A 24,419-nucleotide genomic window follows, 5' to 3' on the forward strand; every position below is an offset into this window, starting at 1 on the left:
CTGCTCAGGCGGCTGAACCAGTTGAATCGGCATTGAGCTTCCTGAGCTGGGCTCTCGCCCTGATGAGCTGATAGACACGGGTACAAATTGCGGCACAAGCATAGGCGGCTACAACCTTAGGGCCAAGCCTTCGATGGAGCAGGTCAAGAACCCAAGCGACCGCAACATAGGACAAGGGAACAAAGGGAATATTCGGAAAGAGCACAGCTCCGGCATTAGGCAGTCGACCATTCTTGACGTGATTGATGTTGCCCCACGCGATCTCAACAGCAAAGCCGATAGCGCACGAAACCAGAGCCAGCATCACGATTAAAACGTACATTGCCACAGCCTCCTAACGTTCGACGTAAGGGGCGGCTTGCGCCTTGGCGCAAGACGTCCCCTTGACGGAGGTGTTGGGCGTCATGTTTGAGGCACCTCGGCGCTGACGAGGATAGCCAACTCGAATGCCGCTGCAACTATTGCCTTGAGCTCGGCAAGACTGTGAACAAACGGACGAGGATAGGCTGGTGTCGGCGCAGGTGCCCCTACTTCGGCGTTTGCCGAGAAGGCGAGAACTGCATAGTTTGTGCCCGACCGGATGTCGTTCTCGATGAGGCCGAGACAGGGCTCGACCACACCGCCAGCCCCCTTGATGATGAACGAGAAACGAACGGAAGGCGGCAGCTTCGGAGCGGCAATGTCATAGACGCGTCCGGGGCCCTTCAACTTTGAGACGTTTCCAATCTCGGCGAGCGTTGCTAAGACCTCGGCATTCGTGCACTTCAGCGAAGGTGCGTCCCGAATGGGATGCTTGGCACAAAGCTCGTAGTACTGCTTGGCGAAGCCAGACGCAACTAAGGCACTTTGAAGAGTGGCGGAGATCATGGGTTCAATGACGCCTAACGTAACGCATACCGCAAGGTCTGCGACATAACATCGCCCCTGCGGCATAACCTGGCCGCTGAAAACCCAACCAAGTGCTTATGATTAAAAGACCCATTGTCCATTTCGAGTTTCGCTCAGATCGATCAAAACGGGACCCAACCCCGCAAATCAATTCTAGGCGGACAGTGCGGTTGCCGCCTCCTCACTATGAACGAGCACAGGCTGTTGAATTCCGTCGAATCCTGTATTCGTACGAATACATGAACTGCCTCCCGGTAATCCAGGTCTTTATCCGCCCCCAGCGTGATTCAGCCCTCCCGGCCCGGCAATTCGCCCGCCATGCCTGCTCCCTCTCAGGGATAACCAGAAGACAACCAGACCCGACATCATGTCGGATTTGAGCAAGTGTGCGTCTGCCGGGCGCAAGTTCGCGCATCTGGGAAATCCAACAATGAGCGCAGATTCATTGGACCTTCCCACAAGCGACTATGCGCGGCCAAAACTACTCTCTCTGGAGCCTGCTCAAGCATGGCTTCAAAAACCACCAGACCTGGGAACCCGCCTGGGAACGGGTGGCCTTAAAGCCGTCCTACGACGTGGTGATCGTCGGCGGCGGCGGGCACGGCCTGGCCACGGCCTATTACCTGGCCAAAAACCATCCCCAGGTCGGGCGCATCGCGGTGCTGGAAAAGGGCTACCTGGGCGGCGGCAACACCGCGCGCAACACCACCATCGTGCGCTCCAACTACCTGTGGGACGAGTCGGCGGCAATCTATGAACATTCGCTCAAGCTGTGGGAAGGCCTGACCGAGGACCTGAACTTCAACGTGATGTTCAGCCAGCGCGGCGTGTTCAACCTGGGCCACACCCTGCAGGACATGCGCGACATCGAGCGCCGGGTCAATGCCAATGCGCTGCAAGGCATAGACGCCCATGTGCTGAACGCGCGGGAGGTGAAAGAAAAGATTCCCCAGCTCGATTGCAGCCGCAGCCGCCGCTACCCGGTGCTGGGCGCCAGCTGGCAGCCGCGTGCGGGCATTGCCCACCACGACGCTGTGGCGCGCGGTTTTGCCCGCGCCGCCAGCCGGCTGGGCGTGGACCTGATCGAGGGCTGCGAAGTCACCGGCATGGACATCTCCGGCGGCAAGATCCGCGGCCTGCAAACCAACCTGGGCATGGTGAAAACCGAGCGCGTAGGTTGCGTGGCCGCCGGCCATTCATCGGTGCTGGCCAAAATGGCCGGCCTGCGCATGCCGCTGGAAAGCCACCCGCTGCAGGCCTTTGTGTCCGAATCCATGCAGCGCGTGATCGACACCGTGATCATGTCCAACGCGGTCCACGGTTACCTGAGCCAGTCGGATAAAGGCGAGTTGGTGATAGGCGCCGGCATCGACAGCTACCTGGGCTACGGCCAGCGCGGCAGCCCGCATGTGATAGAGCACACAGCCGCCGCCATCATCGAGCTGTTTCCCCAGTTCTCCCGCGTGCGCATGAATCGCCAATGGGGCGGCATTGTGGACGTGACGCCCGATGCCTGCCCCATCATTTCCAAGACGGCAGTCCAAGGCCTGTTCTTCAACTGCGGCTGGGGCACTGGCGGCTTCAAGGCCACGCCGGGTTCGGGCCATGTCTTTGCCGACATGCTGGCCAAGGGCGAGCCCAATGCGCTCGCCAGATCCTTCTCCGTGGACCGCTTCCACACCGGCCACCTCATCGACGAACACGGCGCCGCAGGCGTCGCCCACTGATATGTTTTTATTGCACTGCCCCCACTGCGGCGAAACGCGGGACGAAGAAGAGTTCAGCAATGCCGGTGAAGCCTATATCCCCCGCCCACTCCAGCCTGAAGCTGTGGACGACGCCACCTGGGGCGACTATGTGTTCATGCGCCGCAACACCAAGGGCTGGTTCTGGGAGCAGTGGCAGCACACCGCGGCCTGCCGCAAGGTATTTGCCGTGAAGCGCAACACCGCCACCTATGAAATCGCCGGCACCTGGACCCTGGCCGAAGGCAAGGCGCTGTTTCTGGCCGACATGGCCAAGGAGCAAACCCAATGAGCGGCTCCAGGGTTCCCCAGACCGGCACGCGCATCGACAGCGCGCGCACGGTCAACTTCACTTTTGACGGCCGCGACTACACCGGCCACCCCGGCGACACGCTGGCCTCCGCCCTGCTGGCCCACGGCGTGCGCCGCATGGCGCGCAGCTTCAAGTACGGGCGCCCCCGCGGCATCATAGGCGCGGGCGCGGAAGAGCCGAACGCGCTGGTGCAGCTGGGCACGGGCGCGCTGACCACACCCAACGTCAAGGCCACCCAGGCCGAGCTTTACGAGGGCCTGAGCGCCCGCTCCACCTCGGGCTGGCCCTCGCTGGACTTCGACCTGAAGTCGGTGCTGGGCCAGGGCTCGCGCTTCATGCCGGCCGGCTTTTACAGCAAGACCTTCAAGTGGCCGCAAAAGCTCTGGCCGCTGTATGAAACCGTGATCCGCAAGTTCGCCGGCTTCGGCGACGCACCGGCCGAACCCGATCCCGAGGACTACGACCACCTGCACCACCATGTGGACGTGCTGGTCGTCGGCGGCGGCGCCTGCGGCCTGCTGGCCGCGCTGCAGGCCGGCCGCGCCGGCCTCAAGACCCTGCTGCTGGACGAGCAGAACGAACTCGGCGGCTGGCTGCTGTCCGACCCCAACGCGCAGATCGACGGCCGCAGCAGCGACGCCTACATCCGCTCGGTGCAGGCCGCCCTGGCCGAGATGCCGCATGTGACGGTCCTGGTGCGCACCACCGCCTTCGGCATGTATGAGCAGAACCTGGTGCAGGCCGTGGAGCTGCTGCAGGACCACATCGCGCCCGGGCAGCGCCAGGCCCACCTGCCGCGCCACCGCATGCACAAGATCCGCGCGCACCAGGTGGTCCTGGCCACAGGCGCCATCGAACGCCCCCTGGTGTTCGGCAACAACGACCTGCCGGGCGTGATGACGGTTTCCGCCGGCCAGACCTTTTTGCACCGCTACGGCGTGCGCGTCGGCCAGCGCGTGGTGATCTGCGGCACCAGCGACCTGATCCACGACTGCGCCGAAAGCCTGGCCAAGGCCGGCGCCCAGGTCACGGTGGCCGACGTGCGCCACAGCGCGGTGGCGCGCAACAGCAGCTACAAGGTGATGGCGGGCCACTGCATTGCCGAAGCCACCGGTGGCGGCGAAGTCAAGGGCGTCAGGCTTGTGCCCCTGCACCCCACGCGCGATGAAGCGACCGGCGCCGGCAGCTTCCTGGCCTGCGACGTGGTGCTGAGCTCCGGCGGCCTGTCGCCCACGGTGCATCTGTTCTGCCACGACGGCAGCCGCCCGCAGTGGGACGAATCGCTCGCGGCCTTTGTGGCGCCGCACACGGGTCGCAAAGGTGTTGCCTGCGCCGGTTCGGTCACCGGCGCTTTCGAGCTGGCCGACGCACTGGCGCAAACCACCCAGGCGATGCAGCAGGTGCTGGCCGCCTGCGGCAAGACCGACACCTTGCCGGTTCCGTCCTGCCCCCAGCCCCGCCGCCTGCAGCCGCGCCCCATGTTCCGCCTGCCCGACGGCAAGGTTGAAGGCGCGGGCGCCAAGGCCTTTGTCGACTACCAGAACGACGTCAGCGCCGCCGACATCGAACTGGCGGTGCGCGAGAACTACCACTCGATCGAGCACGTCAAGCGCTACACCGCGCTGGGCTTCGGCACCGACCAGGGCAAGCTGTCCAACGTCAACGGCTTTGTCATCACCGCCCGCGCGCTCAAGCGCCCGGTCAGCGAGGTCGGCACCACCACCTACCGCCCGGCCTACACGCCGGTCAGCCTGGGCGCTTTGGCCGGCACCATGTCCGGGGAGCTGTTCGACCCGAATCGCTACGGCGCCATCCATGCCTCGCATGTGGCGCGCGGCGCGGCACTGGAGCCGGTCGGCCAATGGCAACGTCCCTGGTACTTTGCCAAGCCCGGTGAAGACCTGCATGCCGCGGTTGCCCGCGAATGCCTGGCCGCCCGCAACGGCGTGGCGGTGATGGACGCCTCCACCCTGGGCAAGATCCAGATCGACGGCCCGGATGCGCGCGAATTCCTCAACCGCATCTACGCCAATGCCTGGACCCAGCTGGCCGTCGGCAAATGCCGCTACGGCCTGATGCTGGACGAAAACGGCATGGTGATGGACGACGGCGTGACCGCCTGCATCGAGCAAAACCAGTTCTACATGACCACCACCACCGGCGGCGCGGCCCGGGTGCTGAACTGGCTGGAGCGCTGGCACCAGACCGAATGGCCCGAGCTCAAGGTCTGGATGACTTCGGTGACCGACCATTGGTCCACCATCGCGCTGGTCGGGCCCAAATCACGCGCGGTGCTGGCCAAGCTCTGCGCCGATATCGACCTCTCGCCCGACAGCTTCAAGTTCATGGACTGGCGCGCGGGCACGGTGCACGGCCTGCCGGTGCGCGTGTTCCGCATCAGCTTCTCGGGCGAACTGTCTTATGAACTCAATGTCGAGTCCGGCTACGGCCGCGCGCTGTGGGAGGCGGTGATGGCCGCCGGCGCCGAGTTCGACATCACGCCTTACGGCACCGAGACCATGCACGTGCTGCGCGCCGAAAAGGGTTTCATCATCGTCGGCCAGGATACCGACGGCTCCATGAGCCCGATGGACCTGGACATGGCCTGGGCCGTCGGCATGAAAAAGCCCTTCAGCTTCCTGGGCAAGCGCTCGCTGTCGCGCAGCGACACGGCCCGCGAAGGCCGCAAGCAGCTGGTGGGGCTGTTGCCCGAAGACCCGGCCAGCGTGCTGGTCGAGGGCGCGCAGATCATGGAGAGCCCCACCGCCGGCGCAAGCAACCAGATGCTGGGCCATGTGACTTCCAGCTACCACAGCGCCTTCCTGGGCCGCTCCATCGCCATGGCCGTGGTCGCCGGCGGCCTGCAGCGCAAGGAGCAGACCCTGTATGTGCATGCCCACGGCAAGGTCACGCCCGCCAAGGTCGGCTCCAGCGTATTCGTGGACGTGAAAGGCGACCGCCAAAATGTTTAACCCCCCCAACGTCATGCTGGAATCCCCCCTGCACGCCTTCGGCCTGCCCGCCCGCGCGGCAACGCCCGCCCAAGAAAACCGCGTGGCCATGAGCGAGCTGCCCCACCTGGGCTACATCGTGCTGCGCGGCAAGGCCGACGACACGGCCTTCATGCAAGGCGTGGCCGGCGTGCTGGGCCAGGCCCTGCCGACCCGGCCGATGTCGGTCGTGGCCACCACCGCCGGCGCGGTGCTGTGGGTCTCGCCCGACGAATGGCTGCTGGCCTGCAAGCGCTCGGCCCGCGATGCCCTGCTGGCCGCGCTGACCACTGCGCTGCAGGGCGTGTTCGCCCAGGTGGTGGACAACAGCGGCGGCCTGACGGCGCTGCGCATCAGCGGCCCCGACCACCTGCTGCTGCTGCGCCAGCTCGGCCCCTACGACTACGAAAGCCTGGCCGTGGGCCGCTGCGCCAGCACCGTGGCGTCCAAGACCGGCTTCACCGTGGTGCGCACCGACACCGAGGGTGTGGTGCTGGTGTTCCGCCGCAGCTTCGCCGACTACACCTGGCGCCTGCTGGAGCGCACCGCCAGGCCTTACCGCCTGTGCATCACCAGCCCGGCGCACTGCGCCGACCCGATATTCACCCCCTTGTTAGAAATCGTTTGAAAGAGCGTCCCCATGCAAACTGAAGCTTTCTTTTCCACAGGCGTGGCCCAGGCCGACCCGGCCGTCAGCCTGGCCATGGACCACGAGCTGCAGCGCCAGCGCGAGCAGATCGAGTTGATCGCCTCGGAAAACATCGTCTCCCAGGCCGTGCTGCAAGCCCAGGGCTCGGTGCTGACCAACAAGTATGCCGAAGGCTATCCCGGCAAGCGCTACTACGGCGGCTGCGAACACGTGGACGTGGTCGAGGCCCTGGCGATTGAACGCCTGTGCAAGCTGTTCGGCTGCGAGTTCGCCAATGTGCAGCCCCACTCCGGCGCGCAGGCCAACACCGCGGTGATGCTGGCGCTGGTGCAGCCCGGCGACACGGTGCTGGGCATGTCGCTGTCGGCCGGCGGCCACCTGACGCACGGCGCCAAGCCGGCGCTCTCGGGCAAATGGTTCAAGGCCGTGCAGTACGGCGTGCGCCGCGCCGATTCGCTGATCGACTATGACGAAGTCGAAGCCCTGGCCCTGGAGCACAAGCCCAAACTCATCATCGCGGGATTTTCCGCCTACCCCCGCACCATCGACTGGGCGCGCTTTCGCGCGATCGCCGACAAGGTCGGCGCCTTCCTGATGGTGGACATGGCCCATGTGGCCGGCCTGGTCGCCACCGGCGTCTACCCCAGCCCGGTGCCGCACGCCCACGTCACAACCTCCACCACCCACAAAACCCTGCGCGGCCCGCGCGGCGGCGTGGTGCTGACCAACGACGCGGAGATCGCCAAGAAGATCAACTCCTCCGTGTTCCCCGGCTCGCAAGGCGGCCCGCTGATGCACGTCATCGCCGCCAAGGCCGTGGCCTTTGGCGAAGCGCTGCAACCGGGCTTCAAGGCCTACACACAACAGGTCGTGGCCAACGCCAAGGCCTTGGGTGCGGTGCTCAAGGCCGGCGGCCTGGACCTCGTGACCGGCGGCACCGACAACCACCTGCTGCTGGTCGACCTGCGCCCCCTGGGCCTCAAAGGCAATACCACCGAGGTGGCGCTGGAGCGCGCCGGCATCACCTGCAACAAGAACGGCATCCCCTTCGACGACGAGAAACCGACCATCACCTCCGGCATACGCGTGGGCACGGCCGCCGGTACCACACGCGGCTTCGGCGTGGCCGAGTTTGAAGAAGTCGGCCGGCTGATGCTGGAAGTCTTCAACAGCCTGAAGACCAACCCCGCCGGCGACGCCTCCGTAGAAGCTTCGGTCTATGCCCGCGTCAAAGCATTGACCACCCGTTTCCCTCTGTACGCCTAAAGGACAAACGCCATGAGCACGCTGCATCAAGACTCCCTCATCATCGATGGCCTGATCATCTCCAAGTGGAGCCGTGAGGTGTTCGAGGACATGAAAAAAGGCGGCCTCAGCGCCGCCAATTGCACCGTCTCGGTGTGGGACGACTTCAAGAGCACGGTGCACAACATCGCCGAGATGAAGAAATCCATCCGCGAAAACAGCGACCTGCTGTCGCTGGTGCGCACCACGGCCGACATCGAGCAAGCCAAAAAAGACGGCAAGACCGGCATCATCCTGGGCTTCCAGAACGCCCACGCCTTTGAAGACCAGCTCGGCTACATCGAAGCCTTTGCCGACATGGGTGTGCGCGTGGTCCAGCTTTGCTACAACACGCAAAACCTGATTGGCACCGGCTGCTACGAGCGCGACGGGGGCCTCTCCGGTTACGGCCGCGAAGTCATCGGCGAGATGAATCGCGTCGGCATCATGGTGGACTTGTCACACGTAGGCGCCAAGACGTCGGAAGAAGCCATCCTCGAATCCAAGAAGCCCGTCACCTACAGCCACTGCCTGCCGGCCGGCCTGAAGGAACACCCGCGCAACAAGAGCGACGAGCAGCTCAAATTCATCGCCGACCGCGGCGGCTTTATCGGCGTGACCATGTTTCCTCCCTTTCTCAAGCGCGGCCCCGAAGCCACGGTGGAGGACTACGTCGAAGCCCTGGACTATGTGATCAACATCGTGGGCGAAGACTGCGTAGGCGTGGGAACCGACCACACCCAGGGTTACGGCAAGGAATTCTTCGACATGCTGACCCACGACAAGGGGCAGTTCCGCCGCCTCACCAATTTCGGCACCGTGCAAAACCCGCTGGGCATACGCACCATCGGCGAAATGCCCAACCTGACAGCCGCGATGGAACGCGCGGGCTGGCCGGTGGCCAAGATCACAAAGGTCATGGGGCGCAACTGGCTCCGTGTTTTTGGTGAGGTGTGGGGCGTGTAGTTGACACTCCCGACAGGTTAGGTTGTTCTTTGTTTGCCTTGTTTGCCTTCTTAGCTTTCGTTGCCTTCTACTAATCAATCAGGAGTGTTCGTACCATGATGAAACCGCAAAAAAATATCTCCCTCGGCCAGCGCCGCAAATTCCTGGCGCAGACACTGGGTGCCTCGGCCCTGGCCGCCACGGGCATGGGCGCCTTTGCCCAGGCCAAACCCACGATCAAGATCGGTTTTGTCGACGGCTGGTCCGACAGCGTGGCCACCACCAACCTCGCCGCGGCCATCATCCGCAGCAAGCTGGGCTACCCGGTTGAGCTGGTGCCGCTGGCGGCCGGCATCATGTGGCAAGGCGTGGCGCGCGGCGACCTGGACATGACGCTGTCGGCCTGGCTGCCGGTGACGCACGAAGCCTACCTGACCAGCTTCAAGGACAAGGTCCAGATCCTGGGCGCCAACTACCCCGGCGCCAAGATCGGCCTGATCGTGCCCGACTACGTCAAGGCCACCAGCCTGACCGACCTCAACAACTTCCGCGCCGATTTCGACAACCGCATTGTGGGCATCGATGCCGGCGCGGGTGTGATGCGCAAAACCGAAGAAGCCATCAAGGCCTACGGCCTGGACATGCGCCTGCTGCCCAGCTCCGGCCCGGCCATGGCCGCCGAACTCGACCGCTCCTACCGCGCCAACAAATCCATCGCCGTCACAGGCTGGATTCCGCACTGGATGTTCGCCAAGTACAAGCTGCGCTTCCTGGCCGACCCGAAAAACATCTACGGCGCCGAAGAGCACGTGGACAGCGTCATCAACCCGGCGCTGAACACCAAGGCGCCGGCTGTCGTGTCTTTCCTGAAGAAATTCTCGTGGAAGCCGGAAGAAATCGGCGCCGTGATGCTGGCCGTCGAAGGCGGCTCCAAGGCGGACGCGGCAGCCGAGAAGTGGATGAACGACAACGCCGCGCGTGTTTCGAGCTGGCTCGGCTAAAGCGCCGCAAACACCGGGCGCAGATAGCGGCCCGGTGGTCCCAGCCGGCCTGGGACCACCGGCCGCCATCGGATCGGGGGTGAAGCCTTCCCCTGCCCCGTGGTTTGACCTTTGCTTTCCGCCAGACACAAACAGGCCGTGTTCCAGGCCGTGTTCCGACATCCATAACGAGACTCCCAAGATGAATCCGCAACTCCCCATTGAAGTTGATGCCCAGACCGGGATCTGGACCACCGACGGCCTGCCGATGATTTATGTGCCGCGGCACTTCTTCGTCAACAACCATGTCGAAACCGAGGCCGTGGTGGGCCGCGAGGTGTACGCACCCGCGCTCTACAAGGCGGGGCATCGCTCGGCGTATTTCTGGTGCCAGAAAGAGGCGGCCACGCACGGGCTGTCCGGCATGGCGGTTTACGAGCACTACCTCAAGCGCCTGTCGCAACGCGGCTGGGGCCTGTTCTCCTTCATCGAATCGGACGCCGCCACCGGCCGCGCAAAGATCAAGCTCGAGCACTCGGTATTCGTGCTGGCGCAAGGCATTGCCGGCGTGCCGGTGAACCACAGCAAGGTCTGCTACCTGTTCGCCGGCTGGTTCTCGGGCGCCATGGACTGGGTGCTGGAGACCAGCGGCTCGGCCGTGCGCACCACCAGCGCCGAAACCCAGTGCGCGGCCGAAGGCCACAAGCACTGCGTGTTCACCGTCAGCCCCCTCTAGAGATTCGCCATGCGCTACCCGCATTTGTTTGAGCCCATCCGCCTGAACCAGGTCCTGCTGCGCAACCGCATCGTCAGCACCGCGCATGCCGAGGTGTATGCCGAAGGCGGCAACCCGACCGAGCGCTACATCCGGTATTACGAGGAAAAAGCCAAGGGCGGTGTGGGCCTGGCAATCTGCGGCGGCTCCAGCCCGGTGTCGCGCGACAGCCCCTGGTCCTGGTGGAGTTCCGTCAACCTGGCGAAGAACTCGGTGATCGAGCCCCTGGCCAAGCTGGCCGACACCATGCACAAGCACGGCGCCAAGCTGATGATCCAGGCCACCCACATGGGCAGGCGCAATGCCTGGCACGGCTTCGACTGGCCGCACCTGGTCAGCCCCTCCGGCATACGCGAGCCGGTGCACCGCGGCAACGCCAAGACCATAGAGATCGAAGAGATTCGCCGCATCGTGGCCGACTACGGCCGGGCCGCCAAACGCGTGAAGGACGCGGGCCTTGACGGCATCGAAATCTCCGCCGCGCACCAGCAACTGGTCGACCAGTTCTGGAGCCCGCGCGTGAACCACCGCACCGACGAGTACGGCGGCAGCCTGGAAAACCGCCTGCGCTTCGGCATGGAAGTGCTGCAGGCCGTGCGCGAGCAGGTCGGCGCCGATTTCTGCGTCGGCATGCGCATGTGCGGCGACGAATTCCATGAAGACGGCATCAGCCACGAGATGGCCAAGGAGATTGCCCAGGCCATGTCGGAAAGCGGCCTGATCGACTTCCTGAGCGTGGTCGGCTCCGGCGCGGATACGCACAACACCCTGGTCAACTGCATGCCGCCCATGGCGCTGCCGCCCGAGCCCTTTGTGCACCTGGCCGCCGGCATCAAGTCGGTGTCCAAAGTGCCCGTCATGCACGCGCAAAGCATTCGCGACGCCTCGCAGGCCGAGCGCATCCTGGCCACCGGCATGGTCGACATGGTGGGCATGACCCGCGCGCAGATCGCCGACCCGCACATGGTTATCAAGATCCGCGACGGCCGGGAAGACCAGATCAAGCAGTGCGTGGGCGCCAACTACTGCATAGACCGCCAGTACAACGGCCTGGACGTGCTGTGCATCCAGAACGCCGCCACCAGCCGCGAAGAAACCATGCCGCACACCATTGAAAAAACCACCGGTGTCCGCCGCAAGGTGGTGGTGGTCGGCGCCGGCCCGGCCGGCCTGGAAGCCGCGCGCGTGGCCCGCGAGCGCGGCCACGAGGTGGTGCTGTTCGAGAAAAACACCGTCGTCGGCGGCCAGGTCAACCTGGCGGCCAAGCCGCCCAAACGCGAGCAGATGGCCGGCATCATCCGCTGGTTCGACATGGAGACCCAGCGCCTGGGCGTGCAGCGCCGCCTGGGCGTGGCGGCCACGCAGGAAATGATCCTGGCCGAGCAGCCCGACATCGTGGTGCTGGCCACCGGCGGCACACCGCACATGGGGCAAACGCCCGCCTGGGGCGCGGACCAGGGCCTGTGCGTCAGCAGCTGGGACATCCTGTCGGGCGCGGTTGCGCCCGGCGAAAACGTCCTGGTGTATGACAGCATCAGCACCCATGCGGGTACCGGCGCGGCCGACTTCATTGCCGCGCGCGGCAAGCTGGTGGAGATCGTGACGCCCGACGTCAAGGTCGCCGACGATGTGGGCGGCACCACCTTCCCGATCTTCTACCGCCAGCTGTACGCCAGCGGCGTGATCCAGACGCCCAACTTCTGGCTGGAGCGCGTTTACCGCGAAGGCGACAAACTGATCGCCGTACTGAAGAACGAATACACCGAAGCGCTGGAAGAGCGCGCGGTCGACCAGGTGGTCATCGAAAACGGCATCCTGCCCAATGACGGCCTGTACTGGCAGCTCAAGCCGCTGTCGCTCAACAAAGGCCAGACCGACATCGAGGCCCTGTACGACGCGCAGCCGCAACCCGGCTTGAGCCAGGCCACCGGCAAGGGGGACTTCCTGCTCTACCGCGTCGGCGACTGCGTCTCCATGCACAACATCCACGCCGCGATCTACGACTCGCTGCGCCTGTGCAAGGACTTTTAAGATGCTGCCGCAGCTTGTAAGCGCCGTGTTCTGGCTTGCCGTCCTGGGCCTGGCCTGGGGCATGGGCCGGCGCGCGCTTATCTGGAAAACCGGCCGGCAGGCCAGTGTGGACCTGCGCGGGCTGTTTCAAATACCCAAGCGCTACTTTGTGGACTTGCACGACGTGGTGGCGCGTGAGCCGTTTGTGGCCCGCGCCCACGTCGGCGTGGCCGGCGGCGCCATCCTGGCCCTGGCATTGGTCGCGCTGAACTACGGCCTGGGCCTGTACTTGCGGGTACTGGATGCGGCGCTGCTGCTGGCCGGGCTGATGATGCTGACCGGCGCCATCGCCATGGCTTCGCGCCGCCGCAACGCACCAGCGCGCCTGTCCAAAGGCCCGTGGAGCCGCCTGCCCTATTCGCTGATGCTGTTCGCGGCCGCCGTGGCCCTGGTCGGTGCAGTGGCCTTCACCGGCACCGCACTCGCGCCCTGGCTGGCCGGCTTGATCAGCCTGGCCTTTGCCGCCGGCGCTGCGGAACTGGCGCTGGGCATAGGCCTGGGCGGCCCGATGAAACATGCCGTCGCCGGCCTGCTGCACCTGGGCCTGCATCCGCGGCCCGAGCGTTTTGGCAACAAACGCTTCGCCACCGCCCTCAAGCCGTTGCGCCTCACCGCCGACGACATGGGCGTGGGCAAGCCCGCCGACTTCGCCTGGAACAAGCTGCTGTCCTTCGATGCCTGCGTGCAGTGCGGCAAATGCGAAGCCGCCTGCCCGGCCTTCGCGGCGGGCCAGCCGCTGAACCCGAAGAAGCTGATCCAGGACCTGGTCGTCGGCATGAGCGCCAAAACCGACGCCGGCTACGCAGGCAGCCCTTACCCAGGCCAGCCCATAGGCCAGCACGGCGGGGCGCCCGGCCTGCCCATCGTCAACGGCCTGATCAACAGCGAGACGCTCTGGTCCTGCACCACCTGCCGGGCCTGTGTGCAGGAATGCCCCATGCTGATCGAACATGTGGACGCCATCGTCGACATGCGGCGCCACATGACCCTGGTGGACGGCGTGGTGCCCAACAAGGGCATGGAAGTGCTGGAGCAGCTGCGCGACACCGACACCGCCGGCGGTTTCCCGCTCACGGCGCGGCACCACTGGGCGGCCGACCTGAATGTGCCGGTGCTCGACGCCGGCGGCCGGACCGACTGGCTGGTGCTGGTGGGCGAAGGCGGCTTTGACATGCGCTACCAGCGCACCCTGCGCGCCTTCATCAAAACGCTGCAGAAAGCCGGCCTGCAGATCGCCCTGCTGGGCGCGGCGGAAACCGATTGCGGCGACCTGGCGCGCCGCCTGGGCGACGAGCATGGCTTCCAGCGCCTGTCCCGCCAGCTCATCGCCACGCTGAAGGCGCGCAGCTTCCAGCACATCGTGACACCCGACCCGCATATCTTCCATTCGCTGAAAAACGAATACCCCGCCATGGGTGGTGACTTCGACGTCTGGCACCACACCCAGCTGCTGGCCGACCTGCTGGCCAAAGGCAAGCTGCAGCCCACACGCGCCGGCAGCGTGGAGGCAGTGACCTACCACGACCCCTGCTACCTGGGCCGCTACGGCCGCGAAGTGGACGCGCCACGCGCCGTGCTCAAGGGCATTGGCATCAAGGTCGTGGAGATGGAACGCAACCGCGAGCGCGGCCGCTGCTGCGGCGGCGGAGGCGGCGCGCCGTTTACCGACATTCCCGGCACCACCCGCATTCCCGATATCCGCATCGCCGATGCAAAAATTGCCGGCGCAGGCGTGGTGGCCGTGGCCTGCCCCAACTGCACCGCCATGCTCGAAGGCGTGGTGGGGCCTCGGCCCGAAGTGCTCGACGTGGCCGAACTGCTGGCCCATGCATTGGAGGTCGCATGAGCACCGCACACGCCCCCCAAGGCCAGCTGCGCCGCGTGGACCCGCGCCGGCCCGCCATCATCACACCCGCGGGCCTGCGGCGCATCGTGCTGGGCAGCAGCGAAGGCGAACGCATCAGCGCAAACCGCCTCGATGCGCCGGTTGCCAAGGCGGTGCGCAGCAAGGGCCCTTTCAGCCACGCCACCATGGTGGTAGCCCGCGCGGAGCGCGGCGCACTGAGCGACGCGGCACGCCAGGCGGTTGCGGCGGCGGCGATCCTGGCCTCGGCCGATACCGAAGTCATCCTGGCGGTGCTGGGGCCTTGCCATGACGATGTGGCCGCACTGGGCGCGGACCGCTTGCTGACGGCCGAGGATTTTGATGCGAATCGCTACCAGCCCGCAGCCTGCGTGCAATGGCTGCAAGGCCTGCAGGCCGCCTGGGCGCCCCAACACTGGCTGTTCGCCGACACCGGGTTTGACGGCCAGCTGGGCCGCCGCTTTGCCGTCCAGGCCGGCCTGGGCCTGGCCTGCGGCGTGGTCGAGCTGGGGGCGGACAGCCTGCGCGTGCCTGCCGGCGCCGGCCAGGACTGGCTGCGCCCGCATGCCCAGGTCATGTTGCTGGCCAAGGGCGTGGCCAGCACCAAACTGCCCTTTGTCGGGCTCGGCGTGCGCGACCCCGCGCTGCCTATGCCTGTCGTTTCCGAGCGCGGCATCGAGGACCTGGGTGTACAGGCCGGTGACCCCACAACGCTGGCACTCGAGGAAGCCGACTTCATCCTGGCCGCGGGCAACGGCGTCACCGACCTGCCGCTGTTCCACTCGCTGGCGCTGGAAGTGGGCGCCGCCGTCGGCGCCTCGCGCGTCGCGGTGGACGATGGCCGTTTTGCGCGTACCCAGCAAATCGGCGCCACGGGAAAAACCGTCTCCGCCTCGGCTTACCTGGCGCTCGGCATCTCCGGTGCGGTGCAGCACCTGCAAGGCATCAAGGATTGCCGCCACGTCATTGCGGTGAACCTGGACGCCTCAGCGCCCATCGCGCGCCGCGCCGACCTGACCGTGGTGGAAGACAGCGCCGCCCTGATGCAGGCGCTGCTGGAACTGGTGCGCCAACACAAGGAGGCCGCATGAGCGACATCACCGTACTCGTGGCGGCGCGCAACCACGCGGTCAGCGGCCGGCCCGTGCGCAGCCGCGCCGATGCGGCCGCAGCCGCCCTGGCCTTGGGTGTGTCGGGCACTGTGCGGCTGCTGACGGCGGGCCCGCTGCCCGATGCGGTCGCCCGCGATTACCTGGCCCTGGGCGCGCCGCTGCTGGAGGTGCGGGAATGCGGCGAAGACGCCGACATCGCGGCACGCCTGCTGCCGGCCTTGCGCGATGTGCCCTGGGTGTTGGCGGGAACCCGCTCCGAAGCCGAACACGGCACCGGCAGCACAGGAATATTGCCCTATGCCCTGGCGGCCGCGCTGCAGCGCCCCGTGGTCGCCGATGTCCTGGGCATACAGGCCGAAGGTTCCGCCTGGATCGTGACCCAGGCCCTGCCCAAGGGCGCGCGGCGCCGCCTGCGCGTGCATGCACCGGCCGTGCTGGTGGTCAGCGCCGCCGCATCGCCCACATTGCGCCATTCGCTGGCGGACGCCATGGCGGGACGCATCGTGCGCAAGCCGCTTCAGGCGACCAAGCCCGCAGCCGCAGCCACATCAGCACCCGTAGGCCAGCGGGTTGCCGGCAGCAAGCGCCGCAAGCTGCTGGAGGCCCGCACCCAGCAAAGCGGCCACGCCCGCATGCTGGGCGCGATCGAATCACCCTCGACGGGCGGCGCCGTGCTGCAAACAGGCGATCCACACACCAAGGCGCAGGCCGTATTGGACTACCTGCGCACCCATTCTCTTGTTCATTTTTGACGAAACGCCCACTATGACAAAGACCCTTTCCGCGCAAACCCTGCTGACCCGTGAGTTGCTGGCCCGCCGCCGCCCAGGCTACAGCCTGGAGGCGCCGTTCTACCTCAGCGACACGGTGCTGCAGGCCGACATGGAACACATCTTCGGCAAGCACTGGATCTTCGTCGCCGTCGAACCGCAGATCGCCGAAGCCGGCGACTACATCACCGTGGACTTCGACAAGAACTCCATCCTGATCGTGCGCGACGACGACATGCAGATCAGGGCCTTCCACAACGTCTGCCGCCACCGCGGCTCGCGCCTGTGCGCCAGCCGGCAAGGCGTGGTGGGCAACATCGTCTGCCCCTATCACCAATGGACCTACGACCTGACCGGCAAGCTGATCCACGCCAAGCACATGGGTGATGATTTCGATGCCACGGGTTCAGGCCTGAAGCCCGTGCATGTGCGCAGCCTGGCCGGTCTGATCTTCATCTGCCTGGCCGAAGATCCTCCGGAAGACTTCGAGCAGATGGTGTCCGAGATGACGCCTTACATTGCGCCCCACCAGCTGAGCCAGTGCAAGGTCGCGGCCCAGGTCGACATCGTGGAAGACTGCAACTGGAAGCTCACCATGGAAAACAACCGGGAGTGCTACCACTGCATGAGCAACCACCCCGAGCTGACCATCTCCCTGTACGAATACGGTTTCGGCTACAAGCCGGACGAGCACAACGCCGCCGGGCAGCAACAGTTCCAGGACATCATGGACGCCAGCCACAAACGCTGGGAAGCCATGGGCCTGCCCTCGGCGGAGATCGACACCCTGGACGACCGCGTGACGGGCTTTCGCACCCAGCGCCTGCCGATAGACCGCTCCGGCCAGTCGCAAACCATGAATGCCGAAGTCGCCTCCAAAAAGCTGCTGGCCGACTTTGTCGATCCGGCGCTGGGCGGCCTGTCGTTCTGGACGCAGCCCAACTCGTGGCACCACTTCATGAGCGACCACATCGTCAGCTTCTCCGTGCTGCCCATCTCGGCCACCAAGACCCTGGTGCGCACCACCTGGTGCGTGCACAAGGATGCGGTGGAGGGTGTGGACTACACCGTGGAAAACCTGACCGCCGTGTGGAATGCCACCAATGCCCAGGACCGCCGCCTGGTGGAAGAGTCGCAAATCGGCATCGCCACCGGCGCCTACCAGCCCGGACCGTATTCACCGTACACCGAAGGCCTGGTCGAAAAATTCTGCAACTGGTATGTGAACCGCCTCAGTGCACTGACCCGGTAGATCCCGGTAAACATCCACCGACATTTCCAGCGTTCTGGCCCATCCCCATGTCCACCTCTCTTCACGTTCCTGATTTCGCGGCGCCCGCCTCCCCGCCCTGGTCCTCCGACCGGGACGAAACCCTGCGCTGTGTCCAGGTGCGCCAGGAGACGCACGACGTCAAAACCTTTGTGCTGGCGGCGGACGGCCCTCGCAGCTTTCGCTACCTGCCGGGCCAGTTCATCACGCTGGAGCTGGACATCGCAGGCAGCAAGATCAACCGCTGCTACACGCTGTCCAGCACGCCCACCCGCCCCGACCTGGTCAGCATCACCGTCAAGCGCGTGCCGGGCGGGACCGTGTCCAACTGGCTGCACGACAATCTGCGGCCCGGCATGTCATTGGGCGTGATCGGACCGGCCGGGGAATTCAGCTGCTTCAAGGCGCCGGCACAGCGCTACCTGTTCCTGTCGGGCGGCAGCGGTGTGACGCCCTTGATGTCGATGACCCGTGCACTGCACGACCTGGGCAGCGATGCCGACATCGTGTTTGTGCATTGCGCGCGCACGCCCGCCGACGTGCTGTTCCCGGAAGAGCTCACCCTGATGGCGCGCAACATGGCGCAACTGCGATTGGCCACCGTGTGCGAGCAGCACACAGCCGGCAGCGCCTATGCCGGGCATATCGGACGCATGGATGCGGCGCGGCTGGCGCATATCGCGCCCGACTTCCTGCAGCGCGATGTCTACACCTGCGGCCCAGCGCCTTTCATGGCGGCCGTGCGCCAGTTGCTGGCGACCGCGGGCTACGACATGCAGCGCTACCGCGAAGAAAGTTTTTCGTTCGCCGATCTGGAAGCAGCCCCCGCGCCGCAGGAAACGGCCGAGGGCGGCGCTTCCACTTACAGAATTCAACTGCAGAAGATGGGCCAGAGCTTTTCGTGCCGCAGCGACCAGACGATTTTGCAGGCCGCCACGGCCGCGGGCTTTCGCCTGCCTTCCTCCTGCAGCAGCGGCCTCTGCGGCACCTGCAAAACCAAAAAAATCTCCGGCCAGGTAGAGATGAAACACGCCGGCGGCATTCGCCCGCGCGAGATCGACCAGGGATGGATCCTGCCTTGCTGCAGCAAACCCGTGAGTGATGTTGCACTGGATCGGTGAATTCAAAAGCGTGCATGCACCGATTCAAGAGTCACTTTGGAATCACTTCGAACTCCTCTCGGCAACCATGAAGATCTTTTCGTATTTAACGGCAGAAATCGAGGTCCTCCATGGACAAACCCTATAGCTTGAAACATATTCGCCCGAGAGAATCGTGGCACGCTGCTTGCTCATAAAAATAACCGAAACATGCAGTGAAAAATCCCCGGAGACATACGATGACAAAACCCAAGATCAGTGTCCGAAATCTTTACAAGATTTTCGGAAGCAATATTTCCGAAGCCGTGAAGTTGCTGGGGGAAGGCCTGAGCAAGGACGAAGTGTTTGCCAGGACCGGGCACGTCGTCGGCGTCAACAAAGTCAGCTTCGACGTCATGCCGGGCGAGATTTACGTGCTCATGGGTTTGTCGGGCTCGGGCAAGTCCACCCTGATCCGGCTCATCAACCGCCTGGTCGAACCGTCCTCAGGCTCCATCAACATCGACGGCGAAGACATCACCGCCCTGCCGCAATGCGACCTGGTCAAGTGGCGGCGCAAGCGGGTCGCGATGGTGTTCCAGTCCTTCGCGCTCATGCCGCACCGCAATGTGCTGGACAACGCCGCCTTCGGCCTCGAAATGGCGGGCACGCCGCGCAAGGCGCGCGAGGACCGGGCCATGGAAGTGCTGAGCCAGGTGGGCTTGCAGACCTACGCGGCGAAGTATCCCTCGCAACTGTCGGGCGGCATGCAGCAGCGCGTGGGGCTGGCGCGCGCCCTGGCGGTGGACCCCGACATCCTGCTGATGGATGAAGCCTTCTCGGCGCTGGACCCGCTCAAGCGCGTCGAGATGCAAGGCCTGATGCTGGACTTGCAGCGCGAGCAGCAGCGCACGGTGCTCTTCGTCTCGCACGACCTGGAAGAAGCCCTGCGCATCGGCACCCGCATTGCCATCATGGAAGGCGGCAACCTGGTGCAGGAAGGCACGCCCCACCAGATCATCACCCAGCCGGCCAACGACTATGTGCGACGCTTTTTCGAAGGCGTGGACACCTCGCGCTATTTGACCGCGGCCGACCTGCTGGACCCCGGCTTGAACGGCCACTCCTACAACGGCGGGCCGCGCCTGGCGTCCCACACCACCTTGCCCGAAGCCATGAAGATTGTGCTGGGCATGGACCAACCGGTGGGCGTGTTCGACGCCACCGACCAATTACTGGGCTGCATCTCCGCGCGCAGCCTGCTCGTCCGAATGGCTCAAGAGGCTCGCCATGTCTAATCTTCTCTCGCAAATCACCGAAGCCTCCCACGACGTCCTGCCCCTGGGCAAGTGGGTCAACGCCGGGGTGAAACACCTGCTGGACAACGGCGCCGCCGTCTTCGATTCCATCGGTGTGGTGGTCGAAAAATTTGCTACGTGGGTCGAGATCGGCACCCTGGCCGTTCCCTTCTGGGCGGTCATCCTGGTGGCCACCGTCGTGGGCGTGCGCCGGCTGGGCTGGAAATTCGGCGTGTTTGTGGCGCTGGCCCTGACGCTGATTGTGGTCACCGGCTTCTGGCTGCAGACCATGGTCACCCTGGCGCTCACACTCTCAGCCACCTTGATCAGCCTGTTCTTCGGCATACCGCTGGGCATCTGGTGCGCCCGCGCGCCGCGCGTGAACGCCACCATACGGCCCATGCTGGACTTCATGCAGACCATGCCCGCCTTTGTCTACCTGATCCCCGCGGCCATGCTGTTCGGCCTGGGCCGGGTGCCCGGCATCATCGCCACCGTGATCTTCGCCATGCCGCCCGTGGTGCGCCTGACCAGCCTAGGCATACGCCAGGTGAGTTCCGAACAGGTCGAAGCGGGCAATGCCTTCGGCTGCACCTCCACCCAGTTGCTGTTCAAGGTGCAGCTCCCCATTGCCCTGCCCACCATCATGGCCGGCGTCAACCAGACTATCATGATGGCGCTGTCCATGGTCATCATCGCCTCCATGGTGGGGGCGGGCGGCCTGGGCAACGACGTACTCGCCAGCATCCAGCGACTGGACATCGGCCTGGGGTTTGAGAGTGGGCTGGCGGTGGTGTTGCTGGCCATCATCCTCGACCGCCTCACCGAGAGTTTTGGCGTGGCCCGCGAGAGCAGTGACTAGGAGCATCCATGCCACGCGTTCCGGTTGAACCTCCCCCGCCCACAGCCGCAGCTGCCGGCGCCGGTGAGGGCAAGCCTAAAAAAGACGGCACCCACGTCGGCTTCATCCTGCTGCACGACTATTCGATGATCGCGTTTGCCAACGCCGTGGAAACGCTGCGCATGGCCAACTACATCAGCCGCCGCCCGCTGTACCGGTGGACCGTGGTGAACCCCGAACAGGCCAGCGCGGTGGCCAGCAACGGCCTGGCGCTGGCCACGACCGGGGAGCTGGCCGAGCTGGCCGGCTGCGACATGATTTTTGTCTGCGGCGGCGTCAACATCCGCAGCGTCACGAACGACGGCGTGCGCCAGCTGCTGCGCCGCTGCGCCGCCGGCGGCGCGGTCATGGGCGCGCTGTGCACGGGCTCTTTTGCCCTGGCCAGCGCCGGGCTGCTGGACGGCTACCGCTGCGCCATCCATTGGGAAAACCTGGCCGCCATCAGCGAGGAGTTTCCCAAGGTGCGCTTCGCGCCCGAGGTCTTCATCCTCGACCGCGACCGCATGACCTGCTCCGGCGGCACGGCCCCCCTGCACCTGATGCTGCACCTGATACGCGGCGCCCACGGCGCCAAGCTGGTGATGGACATCTCCGAACAATTCATCGTGGAGCGGCTGCGCGCCAGCAACGACCGCCAGCGCATCCCGCAGCCCGAATGCATAGGCCCCGGTTACCAGCATCTGACGGAGGCCGCCGAAATCATGGCGGCCAACATTGAAGACCCTCTGCCCCTGGCCGAGCTGGCCGGCGCCGTCGGGCTCTCGCTGCGCCAGCTGGAGCGCCTGTTCCACCGCTACTTCAGCATCAACCCGGCGCAGTACTACATGAACCTGCGGCTGCGCCGCGCGCAGGAGCTGCTGACACACAGCAGCCATCCCATCATGCAGGTCACCGTGGCCTGCGGCTTCCAGTCGTCCTCGCATTTCTGCAAGGCCTACCGCAGCCTGTTCGGGCACGCGCCCAGCGAGGAGCGCCGCGGCAAGGTGGGCGAGAGCGAAGCGCGCACCAGGGTCTCGCGCAAGCGCGTGGTGCCTCTGAAACGCGCCGCCTGAAGCGCGCGGCCGCGGCCGCATACCTGCCGCTGCGGGACAACTCCGCGTCGCTCCCAGCAAAGTTGCGCAGCCTCAACCTGTAAAAGTGCAGTGGTGCCGTAGCACCGCGCGATTTCACGTTGACAAGGAACGGGGCATGAAGCTGCCAGCAAGGACGCCCCCTGCCTTTGAGATGCGACGCGCCGGATGCGGCAGCCGGACAAGCCATTCCATACCAATACAAGGAGACCCAGAATGTCAGCTAATCGCGGTGTCGTCTACCTGCGCCAGGGCCAGGTTGAAGTCCAGTCCATCCCGTTTCCCAAACTGCTCAACCCGCTGGGCGGCAAGGCCGAACACGGCGTGATCCTGAAGGTGCTCACCACCAACATTTGCGGCTCCGACCAGCACATGGTGCGCGGCCGCACCACGGCGCCGGCCGGCCTGGTGCTGGGCCATGAGATCACGGGCGAGGTGCTCGAAGTCGGCCGCGACGTCGAAACGCTGCAGCGCGGCGACATCGTGTCGGTGCCCTTCAATGTGGCCTGCGGGCGCTGCCGCACCTGCAAGGAGCAGCACACCGGCGTGTGCCTCAGCGTGAACCCATCGCGCGCGGGCGGGGCCTATGGTTACGTCGACATGGGCGGCTGGATAGGCGGTCAAGCCGAGTACGTGATGGTGCCCTATGCCGACTTCAATTTGCTGAAGTTCCCCGACCGCGCACAGGCCGTTGAAAAGATCCGCGACCTGACCTGCCTGTCCGACATCCTGCCCACCGGCTACCACGGCGCGGTGACGGCCGGGGTCGGCCCGGGCAGCACGGTGTATGTGGCCGGTGCCGGCCCGGTCGGCCTGGCCGCCGCCGCCTCGGCGCGATTGCTGGGCGCTGCGGTTGTCATCGTCGGCGACATCAACCCGGCTCGCCTGGAACATGCGCGCAAGGTCGGCTTCGAGACGGTCGACCTGTCCAAGGATGCCCCCCTGGGCGAGCAGATCGCGCAGATCCTGGGCACACCGGAAGTCGACTGCGCCGTGGATGCGGTGGGCTTCGAGGCGCGCGGTCACGGCCATGCGGGCTCGCAGACGGAAGCCCCGGCCGCGGTGCTCAATTCGCTGATGGAAGTCACGCGCGCGGCGGGCAAGATCGGCATTCCGGGCCTGTATGTCACGGAAGATCCCGGCGGCGTCGACAAGGCCGCAAAGACCGGCTCGCTCAGCCTTCGCCTGGGCCTGGGCTGGGCCAAATCGCACAGCTTCTTCACCGGCCAGACACCCGTCATGAAATACAACCGCGCGCTGATGCAGGCCATTTTGTGGGACCGCATCAAGATCGCCGACGTGGTGGGCGTCCAGGTGATATCGCTGGACGAAGCGCCCTCGGGCTATGCCGAGTTCGATGCCGGCGCGCCCAAGAAATTCGTCATTGACCCGCACAGGCAGCTGAAGATGGCGGCCTGACTGGCAGGGATACGAGGCGGCGCCTCGTATCCCTGCAAGAACCCAAACTCCAAAACTTTCCTTGTTCATGACGCCGGATACCAACACCCACTACTGCCTGAATCTGGCCTGCGGCAGCGCCCAGGGACAGGTCGCGGCCATCTCCGCCTTGTTAAACCAGCATGGGGCTTACATCGAGCAGTTTTCCGTGTTTGACGACCACACGACCGAGCGCTTTTTTGTGCGCGGCGTGTTCAGCCTGAGCAGCCCGGTGGAAGTCCTGCGCGGCGCCTTTGCCGAACTGGCGAACAGCTTTCCGCAGGCGCAGTGGCAGGTGCATGACCTGGCGCAGCCCACCCGCGTGCTGGTCATGGTGTCCAAGTTCGACCATTGCCTGCGTGAGCTGATCGCGCAGTGGCGGCGCGGTGAACTGAAGATGGACATTGTGGCCATTGCCTCCAACCATGCCGACCTGGCGCCCCTGGCCGAGGCCGAGGGCCTGCCCTTTCACCACCTGCCGATCAGCGCCGAAACCAAACCCGCGCAGGAAGAAAAGCTGCGCCAGCTGATCACCGACACCGGCGCCGAATTCGTCGTGCTGGCCCGCTACATGCAGGTCTTGTCGGAGGACTTGTGCCGGGAGCTGCATGGCCGCGTCATCAATATCCACCATTCCTTCCTGCCTGGCTTCAAGGGCGGCAAGCCCTACCAGCAGGCCCACGACCGCGGCGTCAAGCTGATAGGCGCGACCGCCCACTTCGCCACCACCGACCTGGACGAGGGCCCCATCATCGAGCAGTCGGTCGAGCGCGTGGACCACGCCGATACACCGCAACACCTGTCACAGGCGGGCCGTCTGGTGGAAAGCCTGGTGCTGTCGCGGGCCCTGCGTTTTGTACTGGACCGGCGGGTGTTCATCAACGGCATGAAAACCGTGGTGCTGCGCTAGGGCCCTAAGGCATTAAGGCACACTGGCCCCACGCGGACGAATTGATTCATCCATTCCCTCTATTTTTTT

The 24,419-nt window shown here is 65.2% G+C and carries 21 protein-coding genes; 19 read left to right on the forward strand and 2 right to left on the reverse strand.

All coding sequences use genetic code 11. From position 1 onward, the window contains the following. Positions 1-4: 4 nt before the first annotated feature. Together AC1DXS_RS05375 and AC1DXS_RS05380 are read right to left on the reverse strand one after the other, a co-directional pair. Complete coding sequence (locus AC1DXS_RS05375; protein WP_477736527.1) at positions 5-322, reverse strand: hypothetical protein; 318 nt, start codon at positions 320-322, stop codon at positions 5-7. Between the two features lie 80 nt (positions 323-402). Continuing rightward, positions 403-867, reverse strand: a complete 465-nt coding sequence (locus AC1DXS_RS05380) for a hypothetical protein (RefSeq protein ID WP_477736528.1) — start codon at positions 865-867, stop codon at positions 403-405. 488 nt (positions 868-1,355) lie between these two features. Here AC1DXS_RS05380 and AC1DXS_RS05385 point away from each other — a divergent pair, with 488 nt between their 5' ends. The 19 genes from AC1DXS_RS05385 to purU all read left to right on the forward strand — a co-directional run bounded on the left by AC1DXS_RS05385 (position 1,356) and on the right by purU (position 24,350). Then, entirely contained in the window at positions 1,356-2,615 is a 1,260-nt protein-coding gene (locus AC1DXS_RS05385; protein WP_477736529.1) for a sarcosine oxidase subunit beta family protein, read from the forward strand. Between the two features lies 1 nt (position 2,616). Continuing rightward, the gene (locus tag AC1DXS_RS05390) at positions 2,617-2,925 is read left to right on the forward strand and encodes a sarcosine oxidase subunit delta (RefSeq protein ID WP_413325329.1); all 309 of its coding nucleotides are present in this window, start codon (positions 2,617-2,619) and stop codon (positions 2,923-2,925) included. Continuing rightward, positions 2,922-5,918: a sarcosine oxidase subunit alpha family protein gene (locus AC1DXS_RS05395; RefSeq protein ID WP_477736530.1), complete on the forward strand. Its 2,997-nt coding sequence runs from the start codon at positions 2,922-2,924 to the stop codon at positions 5,916-5,918. Before AC1DXS_RS05390 ends, AC1DXS_RS05395 begins: the two co-directional genes overlap by 4 nt. Then, complete coding sequence (locus tag AC1DXS_RS05400) at positions 5,911-6,564, forward strand: sarcosine oxidase subunit gamma (protein WP_477736531.1); 654 nt, start codon at positions 5,911-5,913, stop codon at positions 6,562-6,564. The genes AC1DXS_RS05395 and AC1DXS_RS05400 overlap by 8 nt, the downstream gene beginning before the upstream one ends. A 12-nt stretch (positions 6,565-6,576) precedes the next feature. Then, on the forward strand, positions 6,577-7,851 hold the full coding sequence (gene glyA, locus AC1DXS_RS05405; RefSeq protein WP_413325336.1) for a serine hydroxymethyltransferase: 1,275 nt from the start codon (positions 6,577-6,579) through the stop codon (positions 7,849-7,851). A 12-nt stretch (positions 7,852-7,863) separates the two neighbouring features. Beyond that, positions 7,864-8,835, forward strand: coding sequence for a dipeptidase (locus tag AC1DXS_RS05410; RefSeq protein WP_413325338.1), 972 nt, complete (start codon positions 7,864-7,866; stop codon positions 8,833-8,835). Positions 8,836-8,933: 98 nt separating this feature from the next. After that, on the forward strand, positions 8,934-9,815 hold the full coding sequence (locus AC1DXS_RS05415; RefSeq protein WP_413325673.1) for a glycine betaine ABC transporter substrate-binding protein: 882 nt from the start codon (positions 8,934-8,936) through the stop codon (positions 9,813-9,815). A gap of 181 nt (positions 9,816-9,996) precedes the next feature. Next, positions 9,997-10,530, forward strand: a complete 534-nt coding sequence (locus AC1DXS_RS05420) for a DUF5943 domain-containing protein (protein ID WP_477736532.1) — start codon at positions 9,997-9,999, stop codon at positions 10,528-10,530. Positions 10,531-10,539: 9 nt separating this feature from the next. After that, on the forward strand, positions 10,540-12,600 hold the full coding sequence (locus AC1DXS_RS05425) for an oxidoreductase (protein WP_477736533.1): 2,061 nt from the start codon (positions 10,540-10,542) through the stop codon (positions 12,598-12,600). Between the two features lies 1 nt (position 12,601). Then, positions 12,602-14,485 (forward strand): (Fe-S)-binding protein, encoded by a 1,884-nt coding sequence (locus AC1DXS_RS05430; RefSeq protein ID WP_477736534.1) that lies wholly within the window; start codon positions 12,602-12,604, stop codon positions 14,483-14,485. Beyond that, positions 14,482-15,594 carry an electron transfer flavoprotein subunit alpha/FixB family protein gene (locus tag AC1DXS_RS05435; protein WP_477736535.1) on the forward strand — a complete coding sequence of 371 codons (1,113 nt, stop codon included), beginning with the start codon at positions 14,482-14,484 and terminating at the stop codon, positions 15,592-15,594. Before AC1DXS_RS05430 ends, AC1DXS_RS05435 begins: the two co-directional genes overlap by 4 nt. Then, on the forward strand, positions 15,591-16,367 hold the full coding sequence (locus tag AC1DXS_RS05440) for an electron transfer flavoprotein subunit beta/FixA family protein (RefSeq protein WP_477736536.1): 777 nt from the start codon (positions 15,591-15,593) through the stop codon (positions 16,365-16,367). The genes AC1DXS_RS05435 and AC1DXS_RS05440 overlap by 4 nt, the downstream gene beginning before the upstream one ends. A gap of 13 nt (positions 16,368-16,380) precedes the next feature. Next, positions 16,381-17,637 (forward strand): aromatic ring-hydroxylating oxygenase subunit alpha, encoded by a 1,257-nt coding sequence (locus AC1DXS_RS05445; RefSeq protein WP_477736537.1) that lies wholly within the window; start codon positions 16,381-16,383, stop codon positions 17,635-17,637. A 47-nt stretch (positions 17,638-17,684) separates the two neighbouring features. Then, complete coding sequence (locus AC1DXS_RS05450; RefSeq protein WP_477736538.1) at positions 17,685-18,776, forward strand: FAD-binding oxidoreductase; 1,092 nt, start codon at positions 17,685-17,687, stop codon at positions 18,774-18,776. Positions 18,777-18,994: 218 nt separating this feature from the next. Then, entirely contained in the window at positions 18,995-20,032 is a 1,038-nt protein-coding gene (locus AC1DXS_RS05455; RefSeq protein WP_477736539.1) for a quaternary amine ABC transporter ATP-binding protein, read from the forward strand. After that, positions 20,025-20,894 (forward strand): ABC transporter permease, encoded by an 870-nt coding sequence (locus tag AC1DXS_RS05460; RefSeq protein ID WP_413325357.1) that lies wholly within the window; start codon positions 20,025-20,027, stop codon positions 20,892-20,894. The genes AC1DXS_RS05455 and AC1DXS_RS05460 overlap by 8 nt, the downstream gene beginning before the upstream one ends. Positions 20,895-20,902: 8 nt before the next feature. Then, positions 20,903-21,985 (forward strand): GlxA family transcriptional regulator, encoded by a 1,083-nt coding sequence (locus AC1DXS_RS05465; protein WP_477736540.1) that lies wholly within the window; start codon positions 20,903-20,905, stop codon positions 21,983-21,985. A 234-nt stretch (positions 21,986-22,219) separates the two neighbouring features. Continuing rightward, complete coding sequence (gene fdhA / locus AC1DXS_RS05470) at positions 22,220-23,422, forward strand: formaldehyde dehydrogenase, glutathione-independent (protein WP_477736541.1); 1,203 nt, start codon at positions 22,220-22,222, stop codon at positions 23,420-23,422. 67 nt (positions 23,423-23,489) lie between these two features. Further along, complete coding sequence (purU, locus tag AC1DXS_RS05475; protein WP_477736542.1) at positions 23,490-24,350, forward strand: formyltetrahydrofolate deformylase; 861 nt, start codon at positions 23,490-23,492, stop codon at positions 24,348-24,350. Positions 24,351-24,419: the final 69 nt, after the last annotated feature.

This window comes from Polaromonas sp. P3_B1 (genome assembly GCF_056402935.1).

What these genes read in the sequence shown, in the direction of transcription:
- AC1DXS_RS05375 (WP_477736527.1), bottom strand. Translation starts at nt 322, where the DNA reads ATGTACGTTTTAATCGTGATGCTGGCTCTGGTTTCGTGCGCTATCGGC.
- AC1DXS_RS05380 (WP_477736528.1), bottom strand. Translation starts at nt 867, where the DNA reads ATGATCTCCGCCACTCTTCAAAGTGCCTTAGTTGCGTCTGGCTTCGCC.
- AC1DXS_RS05385 (WP_477736529.1), top strand. Translation starts at nt 1,356, where the DNA reads ATGCGCGGCCAAAACTACTCTCTCTGGAGCCTGCTCAAGCATGGCTTC.
- AC1DXS_RS05390 (WP_413325329.1), top strand. Translation starts at nt 2,617, where the DNA reads ATGTTTTTATTGCACTGCCCCCACTGCGGCGAAACGCGGGACGAAGAA.
- AC1DXS_RS05395 (WP_477736530.1), top strand. Translation starts at nt 2,922, where the DNA reads ATGAGCGGCTCCAGGGTTCCCCAGACCGGCACGCGCATCGACAGCGCG.
- AC1DXS_RS05400 (WP_477736531.1), top strand. Translation starts at nt 5,911, where the DNA reads ATGTTTAACCCCCCCAACGTCATGCTGGAATCCCCCCTGCACGCCTTC.
- glyA (WP_413325336.1), top strand. Translation starts at nt 6,577, where the DNA reads ATGCAAACTGAAGCTTTCTTTTCCACAGGCGTGGCCCAGGCCGACCCG.
- AC1DXS_RS05410 (WP_413325338.1), top strand. Translation starts at nt 7,864, where the DNA reads ATGAGCACGCTGCATCAAGACTCCCTCATCATCGATGGCCTGATCATC.
- AC1DXS_RS05415 (WP_413325673.1), top strand. Translation starts at nt 8,934, where the DNA reads ATGAAACCGCAAAAAAATATCTCCCTCGGCCAGCGCCGCAAATTCCTG.
- AC1DXS_RS05420 (WP_477736532.1), top strand. Translation starts at nt 9,997, where the DNA reads ATGAATCCGCAACTCCCCATTGAAGTTGATGCCCAGACCGGGATCTGG.
- AC1DXS_RS05425 (WP_477736533.1), top strand. Translation starts at nt 10,540, where the DNA reads ATGCGCTACCCGCATTTGTTTGAGCCCATCCGCCTGAACCAGGTCCTG.
- AC1DXS_RS05430 (WP_477736534.1), top strand. Translation starts at nt 12,602, where the DNA reads ATGCTGCCGCAGCTTGTAAGCGCCGTGTTCTGGCTTGCCGTCCTGGGC.
- AC1DXS_RS05435 (WP_477736535.1), top strand. Translation starts at nt 14,482, where the DNA reads ATGAGCACCGCACACGCCCCCCAAGGCCAGCTGCGCCGCGTGGACCCG.
- AC1DXS_RS05440 (WP_477736536.1), top strand. Translation starts at nt 15,591, where the DNA reads ATGAGCGACATCACCGTACTCGTGGCGGCGCGCAACCACGCGGTCAGC.
- AC1DXS_RS05445 (WP_477736537.1), top strand. Translation starts at nt 16,381, where the DNA reads ATGACAAAGACCCTTTCCGCGCAAACCCTGCTGACCCGTGAGTTGCTG.
- AC1DXS_RS05450 (WP_477736538.1), top strand. Translation starts at nt 17,685, where the DNA reads ATGTCCACCTCTCTTCACGTTCCTGATTTCGCGGCGCCCGCCTCCCCG.
- AC1DXS_RS05455 (WP_477736539.1), top strand. Translation starts at nt 18,995, where the DNA reads ATGACAAAACCCAAGATCAGTGTCCGAAATCTTTACAAGATTTTCGGA.
- AC1DXS_RS05460 (WP_413325357.1), top strand. Translation starts at nt 20,025, where the DNA reads ATGTCTAATCTTCTCTCGCAAATCACCGAAGCCTCCCACGACGTCCTG.
- AC1DXS_RS05465 (WP_477736540.1), top strand. Translation starts at nt 20,903, where the DNA reads ATGCCACGCGTTCCGGTTGAACCTCCCCCGCCCACAGCCGCAGCTGCC.
- fdhA (WP_477736541.1), top strand. Translation starts at nt 22,220, where the DNA reads ATGTCAGCTAATCGCGGTGTCGTCTACCTGCGCCAGGGCCAGGTTGAA.
- purU (WP_477736542.1), top strand. Translation starts at nt 23,490, where the DNA reads ATGACGCCGGATACCAACACCCACTACTGCCTGAATCTGGCCTGCGGC.